This window comes from Devosia sp. GW821-FHT12F11, from assembly GCF_058806655.1.
Map to the genome: position 1 here is coordinate 42,603 of NZ_JBXAPX010000005.1, position 12,757 is coordinate 55,359.

A 12,757-nucleotide genomic window follows, 5' to 3' on the forward strand; every position below is an offset into this window, starting at 1 on the left:
AGGCGCGATACCGGCGATCCCCCCCAGCGTTCACCTGCCGTTCGCGTTCGAAGGCAGGGCTGGTCTTAGAAAGCCATCCAAGCTTGCGAGTGCTATGAAGTGAGCGCTGACCGGGAATCGCCGTTTGAGCCCGGCAAGCTGTGGAGCTTGTGGGACATGCTGCAGATTGAGGCTAAGCCGTTCCTAAAGGCGGTGACTGTGCTGGCTTCTCTGTCGACGCTTATCCGGGAGTCGAGGCTCGGAGACCGAGCGGGCATGGACGAGGTAATCGGCGCTGCTGCGGCGCGATCATTTAGAAGCCAGCTCAAAGACCTGAGGAAAGCTGCCGACGCATTTCAGGTAGCGGTCACTCAAGGCGAGGTTGAGCACATTCTCTATCGCCTTTCAAAGACCACTTGGCGCGAGGCTGAGCCGCTGCTCGACGGAGTGATCCGCGTGTTCTCTAAGGAGATTGCGGGTGCCAAATTGTTCGCGTTGGACAATGGCGCGGCGGCCTATTACGGGCGAGCGGCAGAGGTGTTTGGCGATGCATCTGTGGCTGCCTTCCCAGCTGCTGAGTACGACCTAGAGGAAGCCGGGAAGTGCCTAGCCGTTGCCAGGAATACTGCCAGCGTCTTTCACCTCATGCGGGCTATGGAGACCGCCCTGCAAGCCTTATGCCTCCAGCTTGGCGTGGTGAATGTGGACAAGCGGTGGGGCTTCTTGCTGACGGACATCGATAACGCCGTTAAGCGAATGCCTGACGATGAAGATCGCGCACGATGGTCATTGGTGCGTAGCAATCTCTGGCATGTCAAAGAGACTTGGCGAAACGACACAATGCACCCCGGCGACAAGTACACGGACGCTGAGGCTCGTGAGGTGATGGACGCCGTAAAGGTGTTCCTGAGAAGCCTTGCGCCCCTTGCCGTTTCGGCTGAGTAGGGCTGGCAGCGAACCCCAGCCCCGCGTGTCGTTAGGCTGCGCGGCGCTTCATCGCCTCTTCCCGGCTGCCCTTGTGGCGAAGTCCCTTAAGGACTTCGTTCACGCGGCCGCCGTCTCAATGAACCTGCAATTGCCGTAGCATCATTGGTTAGGATCTGCCTCGGGCACCTCGTCTACAGGCAGGTTGGCCTTCTCGCTCGACATCCGCCGCCGCCAATAGACGTTCTGCACGACTAGGCTGTCCTTGAGGAGATGCACGCCGGCATACATCTCGTGGTCGCCGAGTACTTCCTGCGCGTGCTGCCCGAGTAGCCGAGAGGCGGCCACCTGCAGGGCGCCGCGATGGATCATCCGCTCGCCTTCGATCCGTTCCGGATACCCGGACATTGCGAGTTGCTTAATGGCCTCTTTCTCCCTCTCGTCGGCCCAGGTCGTCGGGTCGAAGTAGAACTCGGCGAGGTTCAAGAAGCGGCGGTAGATCTTGGCCTTCGGATAGTGGCCGGTGAGCTTCCGGTACGCCTCGGCGGCGTCGAGGCAGGCCAACATCTGCGCGACCATGTCCTCTGGCCGGCCGGCGCCGCGAACCGTGCGTATCACATTGGCGGCCAGGTTCCGAAGGGGAACTCTAGGTCACCCTCCGCGCGATTGCGTTCGATCTGGGTTGAGGTTTGGCTGCTGACAACCTTGAGGGCCACGCATCATCTCCGTCGCCCCAGAGTTGATATCACGCCGCGTTGGCAATGGACGACAGGGCAGGGGGCCTGTCAAGCGCTTGCCTTTTAGCGGAAGTCGTACGGGTTGCGTGCCCGCTTTCGCTCCTTGGCTTTCCTCATTTTCTCAATCGCGGCTTGAACTCGCTGCTGCTCTCGCCAGGCATTGGAGCCCTCGATGGAGCGGTCACGAGCACGAATCTCGAGAGCGTGCTGGGTCGCTTCTTCAACGGTGGTGGTGACGACGCTGAAGCTGTGGGCACCGCCTGGGGCGCCGTAGGGTTTGTCGGACATGATGGAAACTCCGTTGTGAGTGGAGTTCAGAACGCTATGCCCCGGTCTGACGCGCATGCAAGCCACGAGGGATTGTGGGTCTCGCAGACGCGGCGCTACCATTCTGTAAAGCGTGAAGAGAGCGACCATTGGAACCCCAGATCAAACCAACCAAGCTGATTGTGGCCATGGCCTTCGTGCGCGACGAGGAGGGCGAACTGCGCCCCGCCTTCGAGCCGCGCGAGATGCAGAGTGAAGAGCGCGCGGGCCGCGAAGCGCGTATATGGGCCGGCAGCGGGCAGTATGCCGGCGCGATCGCCTGGTCGCGCTCGGCTGATCTCACCAATGGTGTGTTCGGCGACCCCGAGGTGATCTTTCAGTGGGGCGCAATCCCCGACATGGAGTGACCCGTTGATCGGGCCCGGTCAGTAGGTCTGCATAACCCGATTATAGACCTCCAGCGCTTCCGGACCGTCGAGGACCTCCAGCAACAGGTCGAGCAACTCCTCTCGGCTGATGCCGCTGTCCGGGGGCGTGGCCGCCTGCACGACTGCGATAGCCTGTGCAAGCACGCTCTCGGCCTTGGTGACTGGGCGCGCTGGAAACTGAAGCAGCCGTTCCATCCTACCTATCCTTCAAACCATGGCGCTCGCGGAGGCGCTTTTTGAGGGCTGTCGGGAGATCGAGCTTGGCGATCACGTCCCGGACCACCTCTTGCTGCGACATGGGCCGCTCTTCTTTCGAAAGGGCTCGTGCCCGGCCGATCGCCTCGCCAATAGTCGTGCGCACACTAGATGCCGGTGGCTTGGGAGGGAACTTCGGCATGGGACGCGCCTCACTACTGCGGAGGCGACTCAACCCGTTCGACGCTGTCCGGTTCCCAGTACGCGAACAGGAATGTACTAGGAGTGCCAGACTAACGGAGGATCGGGAACAAAACAGAAGTGGCGAGGTTGCTCCGACATGCAACACTCTCCGTCGCCTCCCATTTGGTCCCATCCCAACTGCAAGTCAGGCTCTTTTCTGGCGCTTCGGGAGGTAAACCTTTGGCACCATCGGGAGGCCGCGTTCGCTGCGCGACACGCCGGGTTGGCAGTGGAATATGCGCGGCGGCAGCAGGTGTGGTGGAGTAAAGAGGCCCGGCGGTTCGACCTAGTCGAGATCGAGCCGGCGCCATTGCCGTGATCTACCGCATTTGCTTGAATTCTGGGGCTGGCATGGGCAGGCGATCGGCGTAACATCGCCTTGCTCGTTTTCATTGCCCCACTTGACGAGCGGCTTCCAAAGCACCGCGCCGGAGACAGCACCGGCGCGGTGTTGTCGTCTTCATTTGCTTGACACCGAAGGAGTGCGCTCGGTGAGGCGGCCTATAGCCCTGCTTTCAGCGCTCCTCCGGCCAAGGGCCAATGACCAGCAAACATGGCGAACAGTGCTGCTCCCATAAGGAGCGCGGCCAAGGCGGCGGCCACCATTAGCGCCCATGCAGGCGGTGATCGCTTCATCAGGAGTGGGGCATAGATTATCGCTAGGAAGAGGATCACGCCCAAGGCGACGTGCGCACCCAACTGATAGGCGGGGACTCCTGAAAGCATGAAAGGGCAGGCTCCTCTACCCGCTGGCCCGCCACAACGCCCTCTGGTGCCAGCGGTTCCTGCGATCCTGCAAACTCGCTGACAAGCGGCCTCAGTATCGTAACAGCGGCCGCGGGATAAACGGGTGTCAGAAAGCTGTACCGCGCAGCTTCGGTAACCGGCCCGCTGATGGGTCGGGTCGTTGATGCCCCTCGTAACTCTTCGCCCCCGGGGCATCAAACGGCGGGTGCCCACTGCGGCCTACCGCAGGGGGCCCCGCTGTTTCCTATGCGAATTCTTTTCCACCAGCCCGGGGGAGTGAAGTGCGCCGACAGATCAGGACCGGCGATGGTCACCGCTAAGTTGCCCGACCCGGGTATGCCCGAACCGGATCAGCCCCACGTCGAGTTCTTGGAGCCTGATTTCGCCAGGTGGACGTTCCCGACCGACGATCCCGCCCTGCAGCGCGTGCAGTTCAACTACTGGCGCGGCTGGTTCGGCTTCGAGGAAGAGGATGAGCCACACTCGATCGAGGGGCGGGTGTGGCTGGTGCGTCGAGAGCGACGCTCACCTAAGTAAGATCGCGCTCAACCGCCGAACACGTGCGCGATGTTCCCCACGAGATAGATGCCCGCTCCGATTAGCGCGACAATCACGAGCCACCCGACCAGCATCCAGCCGGCACCGTAGCGCCCCCTGAGCATGATGCTCCTCCCATAGGGCCGGCTTGCGCAACTCCTGCCGCGGCCCTTCAGCATCGAGGGGGAGATTATCGCCAGCGCGGCGAGATTCAATAGGCGCTACTTGCGCTTCCCGCTCTCCGGAATGAGGCCGCGCCGATGCTGCCAGCTCACGCTGCGCTGCGCGAAGTGGATCGCCGAACTCATCGAAAATTGCATGCAATGACTCGCTCAAGTACTGCAGTCGGTAACGGTAGGGAGCTGGGTGCTTTGCAGGATTGCAGCGGCCGAGGAGTCCGATACAGGGCGGCTGATGCGCCCGATAGAGGATGTCTCGATGTAAAAGGGGACGAAGCCTCGGCAACCCTTGGCGTCCGTCACCGTGGCAACGCAGTCGTAGTCATAGGCGCGGTCACCTCGCCGGTCGGTGTGTACTCGACACTTAACATCGCCCGTCGGCGCTATATTCCGCTCCATCCGCGCCTTACCGTCAAGGTTGTAGACCCTGTTCTCTCCGGCTGGCTGTAGCAGCTGTTCGAATGCCGCATTGGCGGCATCACCCGAGGGAACTGTCGTTCGCTCAAAGGCCATGAAGGTGATGGCGAGTATCGCCACGAAGCCAAAGCCTAGCCAAGTAAGCAGGCCACGGTTTTTGCGCGCTAGCTGCTCGGCGATTCTGTGACGTTGTTCGGCGGTTGGGGTCATGGGGTGGCCCGGTACGGCGACGACGCTGAACTGTTACTGAATGAATAGGACCTTGCTCCTCGTGGCAGCTGGAATCTGCCTCCTGCAGGTTCAAGCAATCTGACGCCGAAGCGCTCCTGGCCCTCACCGGCGGCACGGGGTCAAACTGGTACGTCCAGTCGCGACCGTTGCGCGCTCCACAAAAGGTAGGGGTTGCTTGTCACGCGCCCGCGTTGACGAGCGGCTTCCAAAGCGCCGCGCCGCTCGAAGCAACGCCGCACCAGTGCTGTCAACCGCCTTGGTCGATGACGCTCAGGGTGCCGGTTCACTTCCCTGCGGGAATAAGGCCGCGCCGCTGCAGCCAGCTCTTGCCGCGCTGCGTGATGTGGCGGCGCTTCTTGTCCCCTCCCATCACCAGGCGCTCGTCCCACAGGATCTGAAACTCCGGCCGATCCTTGATCGGCGTGCCGACCTCCTTGGACAACCGGATGAGCTCGTCGATCGCGATTTGGGGAAGGTCATAGTCCTGCATGGCCGTGGCGCAGCAGATTCCCGAAACGCAAAAAGCCTCGGTTCCTTGAGGAGCGGGGAAAGCGCTTGTCTGTCAGCAAAATTGCTGGAACGGCCTGATAAATACTAGACCCCGGCGCATGGCGGCACCGGGGTCCGTAGAGCAGTCCTCTATCGCCGAGGCTTGGGGTCTCGGCAGCTAGACAACCAGCACGAGTAGCTTTTGTTCCGAGTGCTCGCTGACGTGATGGTGCTGTATCGATCGGGTCGCTATCCAGCCTTCTTTCGACGCGACCCTAGCAGCGGGCGCCTTGTGGCCGGGTCGCCCGCTGCGATCGCTGTGGTCCTGGTCGCACCTGCAATTTCGCTGAAACTGGAGTCAGGACCCTGTCACCCCTCGTGGGGTACAACCGCTCGTCGGCTGATCAACCCTCGCCCGACTACGCGGCACCGCATCCCATGCACATCCCTGCCCCACGGCGGTGCCGCCACCCCCACCCAGCCGCGCAGCAAAGTCCCAGTCCTTTCGAGGCGAGGCGTCAGCGACTTCCGAGCGACTGGGCCGAAGGTGTCGGTTTCTGTCAGGAAGTGACAGAAAGCGTCAGAACCTGAATGCGTCAGTCCGCGCCCCGCGTCACTCGACTCCTCACGACCCCTGCCCTGTGGGCTCCAGCTTCGCGACCCTCGGGGGAGCAAGGAAAATCCAGCCCTGAATAGCTAGAGCCTTGGCAACGGGAACCAACGGAGACCGACGCCGAATATCCTGGCTGCTCGGCATCGCTGGCATCACCTCGGTCGGCACCGGACTGGCGCTGATCGGTGGCGCATGGGATGCGATCAAGGCGTGGCTGACCCTGCCGCGTTCGGTGATGATGTGCGCTTCAACTCGATGACGCCGGCCTGGGTGACGTAGTCCCGCGCCACCTGCAACTGGTATTCATGGAACTGCTCTTTGTGGAGCGTCACCAGCGCCTGAAGAGCTCCCGACAACAAGCGTGTCTCGCAGCGCGGAGCCATGGGCGGCTGGGACATGATGCGGCAGGGGATCGTCTCGGAAGACGAGGCCGCAGCTCAGTTGCCGCCGCTGCGTGCCGAAAAGGCAGAGCTGGAAGCCAAACTGAAAACGGTCGGTGAGCCGGTCAAGGTGGTGGAGCTCCACCCGACGGCGATCAAGGAATACCTGGCGACTGTCGACCAGCTCGAGGCGGCGCTGAGAACCGAGGCCGGCGACGAGCACCCGGCCGTCGAACCGATCCGGAAGCTTATCGATCGCGTGATCCTGACGCCGGCCGCGAATGGGCCGCTTCACATCCGAGTCGAGGGAAAGCTGAATTCGCTGATCGGTGGTGGCCAATACCCCGCCATGTCGCTTGGGGGGATTGATGGTAGCGGAGGAGGGATTTGAACCCCCGACACACGGATTATGATTCCGCTGCTCTAACCAACTGAGCTACTCCGCCCCAAGGTGCGGGCGGTCAAGGACCACCGGCGGGGCGCTATGCGCGGCGCCTTCTTAGGTTTGGCGGGGGTGGGTGTCAAGCGTTGGTGGGGTGTGCAACGCGGATGCTGGGGACGGGCGGAACACGCCTCGTCTTAGCAGCATGCCACCGGGCGTCGTCTCGCGTCCGCTAGGAGGGGGAGGGGGCGCCGTGGCACGGCCGGTGAAAGACGCCTCGACCCTCAGCTAGACCACCCGAACATGCGTCGCCACCCCATCCGGCCCGACATTGCCGCGCCAGACGATGCGGTCGGCGGGGAGCTTTTCGCCGAAGCGCGGGGCGACCCAGCCGCCGGGGCCGGGGGTGTCGCCGCCGCGAGCGATGGCGATGGCGGGGGAGGGGAAACGGAGGGTCAGCACCGGGGTGCCGGCGCGTTGTACCGTGACCGTGTCGCCGTCGATCCGGGTGTCGAGGTCTGGCGCCAGCTGGAACACCAGCTCGGCTTCCTCGGTGCCGCCGTTGAGCCTGTCGATGATGGCGAAGCCATCGGGGCCGAGGGCGATGCGGCGCTCGTGGGTGACGCCGAAGGCTCTTGCGTAGCCGTCATGGCTGGCGTGCAGCGGGCCGAGCCATGTGGCTCTTGCCTTGTCCGACCAGTTGAAGGCGCCGGAGATGCGGCTCTGGTTGTGGCCGTAAAGGGTGAGCGTGTTGTGCGCGGGCGTGCCGCGGAACCAGTCGCGCCAGGCGCCGCCCGAGCCATAGAGCCAGGTGCCGGGATCGACCAGCACCGGCCGGCCGTCGAGCGCGAGGGTGACACTGAGCGCGTCGGCGTGGCCATGGGCGGCGATCGACAGATAGCCGAGCGGACCGTGGTCGAAGCTGAGCGTCGCGGCGTGCCCGGCGAGCACGCCGCGCCAGATGCTGAGGCCGCCATCGGAGAAGGTAGTGAGGCCCTCGGGCGGGGTGGAAACCGCCGATGGCTGGCCGAAAATGGCGCTGCGCAGGTCGCCCGGCGCCGGGGCGATGCCGGGGGCGCCGAGGAAGCCGGCAATGGCGCTGGCGATGGACCTGACATAGCCGGGCTCGTCGCCACCCAGCGTCAGCACCCGGCCTTCGTCATCATCACCCAATGCTGGAGGTGGCTCGCCAAGTGAATCAATAAAGCCGGCGAAGGCGCTGACCCGGTTGTCGAAACTCTCGGAGAAGGGCACGCCGGCGGCCCGTGCTGCGAAAGCGCAGAGCAGGGCCAGCTCGACGGTGAAGGCGGCATAGGTCGGGGTCTGCTCGGCGCCGCTGCCATCGGCGAGAATCTGCCGGTCGATCTCGGCGATCAGCATCGCGCGGGTCGCCGGCGGCTCAGTGCCATAGGCGAGGTCGATGAGGTATTCGCCTGCCAGCTCCGCCACGAGGTGGTTATTGGCCGAGGAGAATCTCGAGGGGAAACGCGGCAGCCAGAAGCGGCTGGCGGCGAGGATCTCGCCGATCATCCGCCGTGCGCCGGGACTCAGGCTGTCGCCGGCGAGGCTCGCGACGACGATGAGGCTGATGGCGCGCAGCGCCACCTCGATGCCCGAGGCCCAGCCGACCCCGCGGAACGGCGGGTTGGCGGCGTGCCAGCTGGCAATGGCGGCCTCGAGGGCAGCAAGCGCCCCGGCATTGTCGGTGAGCAGCAGGTCGGCGGCGAGCGGCACGAGGAACTGCAGCCGGTTAAGCTCCCAGACATATTTGACATCGCCGCGGCTGCCATCGTGGCGGAAATCGATCTCCAGCGCATAGGCCTCGGGGCCGGGCCAGGCGCCGGAGGTGACCGGATCGAAGCGCCAGAGAGTTTGGGGGAACAGCTCCGCCGGGTTGCGCTCGGGCCAGTCGCGCCCGAGCGCGCTGAAGCGGCCGGCCAGCGTGTTCGCGGCAGCGGCGGCGATGGCGGCGCGGGTGGCCTCGTCGGCATCGGCGAGGCGGTCACGCAGGCCGGGCAGGGTAGGGAGGGTGTCTGATGCGGGGTAGCGGGCCCAGCCTTCATGCCGGCCCTTCGAAATGCGCTGCTTTGCCGCCTCGCCGAGGCGGTGCAGCACCTCGGCCGGCGCCATGCTGCGCAGTCGGTTGATGTACCAGCCGAGCTTCATCGGCGCCCCCAGCGTTTGACGTCTGATACACCATAGAGGGCGATTTCGGCGCGGGTGAAACCTCGGCATCGCATCGTGCGGTTAACATCGGCGCGGGCGCGATGCGGAGGGATGCGATGACCACGATGTGGAGGATGATGGTGCTGCTGTTGGCGCTCGTGGCCGGCAGTGCGGTCGCCGCGCCGCTGCCGCTGCACCGCGGGGTCAACATCCACCAGTGGCTCAACTGGTCGCCGCTTGCCGCAGATGGCAGCTATCGCTGGCCGCCCTACCAATCGGTGGCCGAATGGCTGGCCGGCGGGCGCTCGGCCGGCGACTGGCCGGCCTCCGATCCCTTTACCGATATCCGCGCGCTGGGCTTCGATTATGTGCGGCTGACGGTCGATCCGGGTCCGCTGCTGGCGACCGAGGGCGAGCGGCGCCAGGAAGCGCTGGCGGTGCTGGCCGATGCGGTGACGAAGCTGCTGGGCGCTGATCTCAGGGTGGTGCTCAACCTCCACTCGGTGTCGCAGGTGCCGCAATACGGCATGGACGTGGTCAACGGGCCAGCCGGCTCCGACGCCATTGCCGGCTACATCGCCATGACGGCCGATGTGGCGCGCATGCTGGCGCCGTTCGGACACGACCGGGTGGCGTTCGAGCCCTATAACGAGCCGGCGCATTACCCCTGCGATGCCTCGGGCAGCGAGGATTGGCAGCAGATCATGACGGCGACGGTGGCGGCGGTGCGTGCCGTCAGCGCCGAGCTCACCATTGTCGCCACCGGCGGGTGCGGCGGCAGCATTACCGGGCTGACCGATATCCGCCCCGGGTTCGACGACCCCAACATTCTCTACAGCTTCCACATGTACGAGCCCCACAGCTTCACCCACCAGCGCTCTGATAATGAAGGCGATTTCGCCTCGGGGCTGCCCTGGCCGGCGAGATCGGGCTCGGCCGAGCTGACGGTCGAAATGCTGAAGGCGCATATGATGGCGGCGGGGCTCAGCGAAGCGGAGCAGGCGCGCAACCTCGCAGCGGTGGGCGGGGCGATCGATGAGTATTTCGCCGAGGGCTGGGACGAAGCGCGGATGGTGGCGCGGGTCGGCGAGGCGGTCGACTGGGCCAGGGCCAACGCCATCCCGCCCGAGCGGCTGTTCATGGGGGAGTTCGGGGTGATCCTGATGACCCCGGACGGCCGCATGGGCGCCTTCAATTCCGACCGGCTGCGCTACCTCACGACGCTGCGCCAGACCGCGGAGGCCAATGGCATCCCCTGGGCGATCTGGGAATATGCCAACCCCTACGGGATGAGCGTGATCGAGCCGACGGGGCCGGCGGTGCCGGACCGGGAGATGCTGGGAGCGTTGGGGTTGTAGGGATGGCAGTCGGCGGCCGCCCCAGCATGTAAGGGAAGCCCGACTGCAACGCCTTCAGCCGGTAGCGACCCGGCGGCCGTCAGCATCAATGACCACCTCTCCGTCCTCCTTGACGAACGGGCCGATCTCGGGGTTCTCGAGGATATCGAGCACCAGCTCGGAGGGGCGGCAGAGGCGCACCCCGAGCGGGGTCACGACGAAGGGGCGATTGATCAGGATGGGGTGTGCGCCCATCGCCTCCAGCAATTCCGCGTCGGTCAACTCGTCCCGATCCAGCCCCAGGGCGTCGTAGGGCGTATCCTTTCGCCGCAGGGCCTGGCGCACGGTCAGTCCGGCCGCCTGGATCAGCCAGAGCAACCGCTCGCGGGTAGGCGGGTGCTGCAGGTAGGCGACCACTTCCGGCTCCACGCCACTCTGCCGGATCATCGCCAGCGTGTTCCGCGACGTCGCGCAGTCCGGGTTGTGGTAAATCGTGACGGTCATGGCGAAGCCCTTTCGGGGGCAGGGGGCAGCAACCACCGCACCAGGCCATAGGCCAGCAAACCACCGACGAGTTGCACCGCGACGAACGGCAGAACATCGACCGGGCGAATGCCGCTGAACGTATCGGTCAAGGCCCGGGCCAGGGTCACGGCCGGGTTGGCGAAGGAGGTCGAGGCGGTGAACCAGTAGGCGGCGGTGATGTAGAGGCCGACGGCCCAGGGGATGTCGGCGGGGCGGCGCTGGCCGAGGAGGATCACCAGCAGGAGCCCGAAGCTGGCGACGATCTCGGAGAGCCACTGGCCCACCCCCGAACGCGGGGTGCTCGAGAGGGCGATGGGCGCGAGGTCGAACATCAGGTTGGCGAGAATGGTGCCGGCGACCCCGCCGGCCAGTTGTGCCAGCACGTAAGGCGCGAGCCTTGGCCATGGCAGCCGGCCAGCGAGCGCCGCGACCAGCGACACCACGGGGTTGAAATGTGCCCCCGAGATCGGACCGAGCATCATGATCAGCACCACCAGCATGGCGCCGGTGGGGAGGGTGTTGCCGAGCAGGGCCAGCGCCACGTCGTCGGTCAGCCGGTCGGCCATGATGCCCGAGCCGACCACGGTCGCGACCAAGAGCGCGGTGCCCAGCGCTTCGGCCGCGAGCGGCCGGAGAGTGTCGGTCATGCGGCGCCCGAGGCCTTGGTGGTGCTGCCATCCATGGCGCCGATGCCGCGCAGCTTGCTGCCCAGCGCCATGCGGTCGATGCTCTCGAGCGGCAGGTTGACGAAGGCGGCGATGCGGTTGCGCATGAAGCGCAGCGCATCCTCGAAGGCGGCGCGGCGGGCGAATTCCGGGCCACTGACGGCGGCGGGGTCTTCGATGCCCCAATGCGCCGTCATCGGCTGGCCCGGCCAGACCGGGCAGGCCTCGCCGGCCGCGTTGTCGCAGACGGTGAAGACGAAATCCATCTTCGGAGCGCCCGGCACGGCGAACTCGTCCCAGGCCTTTGAACGCAGGCCCTCGGTGGAGATGCCGGCTTCCTTGAGCACCGCGAGGCTCATCGGGTGGACCTGCCCCTTGGGCGTGCTGCCGGCCGAATAGGCGTGGAAACGGTCGCCGGCGACGTGGTTGAGCACGGCTTCGCCGAGGATCGAGCGGGCCGAGTTGCCGGTGCAGAGGAACAGGACATTGTAGACGCGATCAGCAGGCATGGTTGCTGGCTCCCGGTGTGCAGCAGGGGGTGAATTCGGCGACGAGCGGCTGGCAGAGCTCGGGGCGGCCGCCGCAGCAATCGGAAACGAGGAAACTGGCCACCTCGCGCACCCGGTCGAGCTCGGCGCGGTAGATGATCGAGCGGCTGTGCCGCTCTGCGGTGATCAGCCCGGCGCGGGTCAGCACCCCGAGGTGGTTCGACATGGTGTTCTGCGGCACCTCGAGCCGGCGCGCCACCTCGCCGGCCGGCAGGCCATGCGGCTCATGCGCCATGAGCAGGCGGAAGGCGTCGAGCCGGGTCGCCTGGGCGAGGGCAGTGAAGACGTCAATGGCATCGGTATTTTCCATATATCGGGATTTACCGATATGACGGGCGCCGGGCAAGTGAAGGTTTTATGACGGTATTTCCACAATCATCGAAATAGCCTTGACAGGCCCGGACGACGGGGTATCCTACTCCCATGAACATCGAAACAGCAGCCGCGCAGCTCGAAGCCCTGGGCAACCCGACCCGGCTCAACATCTACCGCACCCTGGTCAGGGCCGGCGGCAGCGGTTTGCCGGTGGGCAAGCTCCAGCTGAAGCTCGATATCGCGGCGTCGACGCTGTCGCATCACATCAGGAAGCTGGTCGAGGTCAACCTCGTCAGCCAGGAGCGGCAGGCGACGACGCTGATCTGCCGGGCCAACTATGCCAGCATGAATGGGTTGCTCGGCTATCTCGCCGATGAGTGCTGCGCCGACGAGGCCGGTGCCTGCGCGCCGGCAGCCAGCGAGGCGGCGGCCTGAGGCCTCCCCTTTTTTGCC

The 12,757-nt window shown here is 65.2% G+C and carries 17 protein-coding genes and 1 tRNA gene; 6 read left to right on the forward strand and 12 right to left on the reverse strand.

All coding sequences use genetic code 11. The features are described from left to right. The first annotated feature begins 156 nt into the window (after positions 1-156). A complete protein-coding gene (locus tag AC1ROK_RS15565) occupies positions 157-924 on the forward strand; it encodes a hypothetical protein (RefSeq protein ID WP_492848455.1) in 768 nt (255 codons plus the stop codon). Positions 925-1,065: 141 nt separating this feature from the next. Here AC1ROK_RS15565 and AC1ROK_RS15570 read toward each other — a convergent pair whose 3' ends face one another. Next, positions 1,066-1,482, reverse strand: a complete 417-nt coding sequence (locus tag AC1ROK_RS15570; RefSeq protein ID WP_492848457.1) for a hypothetical protein — start codon at positions 1,480-1,482, stop codon at positions 1,066-1,068. Between the two features lie 221 nt (positions 1,483-1,703). Beyond that, entirely contained in the window at positions 1,704-1,928 is a 225-nt protein-coding gene (locus tag AC1ROK_RS15575; RefSeq protein WP_492848459.1) for a hypothetical protein, read from the reverse strand. Between the two features lie 128 nt (positions 1,929-2,056). Here AC1ROK_RS15575 and AC1ROK_RS15580 point away from each other — a divergent pair, with 128 nt between their 5' ends. Then, positions 2,057-2,314, forward strand: a complete 258-nt coding sequence (locus tag AC1ROK_RS15580; protein ID WP_492848461.1) for a hypothetical protein — start codon at positions 2,057-2,059, stop codon at positions 2,312-2,314. A gap of 18 nt (positions 2,315-2,332) precedes the next feature. Here AC1ROK_RS15580 and AC1ROK_RS15585 read toward each other — a convergent pair whose 3' ends face one another. After that, entirely contained in the window at positions 2,333-2,530 is a 198-nt protein-coding gene (locus AC1ROK_RS15585; protein WP_492848463.1) for a hypothetical protein, read from the reverse strand. A 1,296-nt stretch (positions 2,531-3,826) separates the two neighbouring features. On the opposite strand from AC1ROK_RS15585, the gene AC1ROK_RS15590 reads away from it, so the two are divergent. After that, positions 3,827-4,057 carry a hypothetical protein gene (locus tag AC1ROK_RS15590; RefSeq protein WP_492848465.1) on the forward strand — a complete coding sequence of 77 codons (231 nt, stop codon included), beginning with the start codon at positions 3,827-3,829 and terminating at the stop codon, positions 4,055-4,057. A gap of 332 nt (positions 4,058-4,389) precedes the next feature. Here AC1ROK_RS15590 and AC1ROK_RS15595 read toward each other — a convergent pair whose 3' ends face one another. From AC1ROK_RS15595 to AC1ROK_RS15605, 3 genes are all read right to left on the reverse strand, one after another. Further along, entirely contained in the window at positions 4,390-4,863 is a 474-nt protein-coding gene (locus tag AC1ROK_RS15595; RefSeq protein ID WP_492848467.1) for a hypothetical protein, read from the reverse strand. Between the two features lie 304 nt (positions 4,864-5,167). Beyond that, on the reverse strand, positions 5,168-5,326 hold the full coding sequence (locus AC1ROK_RS15600; protein ID WP_492848469.1) for a hypothetical protein: 159 nt from the start codon (positions 5,324-5,326) through the stop codon (positions 5,168-5,170). An 863-nt stretch (positions 5,327-6,189) separates the two neighbouring features. Then, positions 6,190-6,342 (reverse strand): hypothetical protein, encoded by a 153-nt coding sequence (locus AC1ROK_RS15605; RefSeq protein WP_492848471.1) that lies wholly within the window; start codon positions 6,340-6,342, stop codon positions 6,190-6,192. Positions 6,343-6,367: 25 nt separating this feature from the next. On the opposite strand from AC1ROK_RS15605, the gene AC1ROK_RS15610 reads away from it, so the two are divergent. After that, positions 6,368-6,757: a hypothetical protein gene (locus tag AC1ROK_RS15610; RefSeq protein ID WP_492848473.1), complete on the forward strand. Its 390-nt coding sequence runs from the start codon at positions 6,368-6,370 to the stop codon at positions 6,755-6,757. On the opposite strand, the gene AC1ROK_RS15615 is transcribed toward AC1ROK_RS15610, so the two are convergent. Next, positions 6,736-6,812: transfer RNA gene (locus AC1ROK_RS15615), tRNA-Met, on the reverse strand. The two genes, AC1ROK_RS15610 and AC1ROK_RS15615, sit on opposite strands and share 22 nt — an antisense overlap. 224 nt (positions 6,813-7,036) lie before the next feature. Further along, entirely contained in the window at positions 7,037-8,914 is a 1,878-nt protein-coding gene (locus tag AC1ROK_RS15620) for a heparinase II/III family protein (RefSeq protein WP_492848475.1), read from the reverse strand. Between the two features lie 116 nt (positions 8,915-9,030). Here AC1ROK_RS15620 and AC1ROK_RS15625 point away from each other — a divergent pair, with 116 nt between their 5' ends. Next, positions 9,031-10,272, forward strand: a complete 1,242-nt coding sequence (locus tag AC1ROK_RS15625; protein WP_492848476.1) for a glycoside hydrolase family 5 protein — start codon at positions 9,031-9,033, stop codon at positions 10,270-10,272. Between the two features lie 54 nt (positions 10,273-10,326). Here the strand turns inward: AC1ROK_RS15625 and arsC are convergent, their stop codons facing one another. The 4 genes from arsC to AC1ROK_RS15645 are packed head-to-tail and all read right to left on the reverse strand — an operon-like array spanning position 10,327 to position 12,299. Continuing rightward, complete coding sequence (gene arsC, locus AC1ROK_RS15630) at positions 10,327-10,755, reverse strand: arsenate reductase (glutaredoxin) (protein ID WP_492848478.1); 429 nt, start codon at positions 10,753-10,755, stop codon at positions 10,327-10,329. Continuing rightward, positions 10,752-11,423 carry an aquaporin gene (locus tag AC1ROK_RS15635; protein WP_492848480.1) on the reverse strand — a complete coding sequence of 224 codons (672 nt, stop codon included), beginning with the start codon at positions 11,421-11,423 and terminating at the stop codon, positions 10,752-10,754. The genes arsC and AC1ROK_RS15635 overlap by 4 nt, the downstream gene beginning before the upstream one ends. Next, on the reverse strand, positions 11,420-11,950 hold the full coding sequence (locus AC1ROK_RS15640) for an arsenate reductase ArsC (RefSeq protein WP_492848483.1): 531 nt from the start codon (positions 11,948-11,950) through the stop codon (positions 11,420-11,422). Before AC1ROK_RS15640 ends, AC1ROK_RS15635 begins: the two co-directional genes overlap by 4 nt. Then, positions 11,940-12,299: an ArsR/SmtB family transcription factor gene (locus AC1ROK_RS15645; protein WP_492848486.1), complete on the reverse strand. Its 360-nt coding sequence runs from the start codon at positions 12,297-12,299 to the stop codon at positions 11,940-11,942. The genes AC1ROK_RS15640 and AC1ROK_RS15645 overlap by 11 nt, the downstream gene beginning before the upstream one ends. A 113-nt stretch (positions 12,300-12,412) precedes the next feature. Here AC1ROK_RS15645 and AC1ROK_RS15650 point away from each other — a divergent pair, with 113 nt between their 5' ends. Beyond that, positions 12,413-12,739, forward strand: a complete 327-nt coding sequence (locus AC1ROK_RS15650; protein ID WP_492848488.1) for an ArsR/SmtB family transcription factor — start codon at positions 12,413-12,415, stop codon at positions 12,737-12,739. The last annotated feature ends 18 nt before the right edge of the window (positions 12,740-12,757 follow it).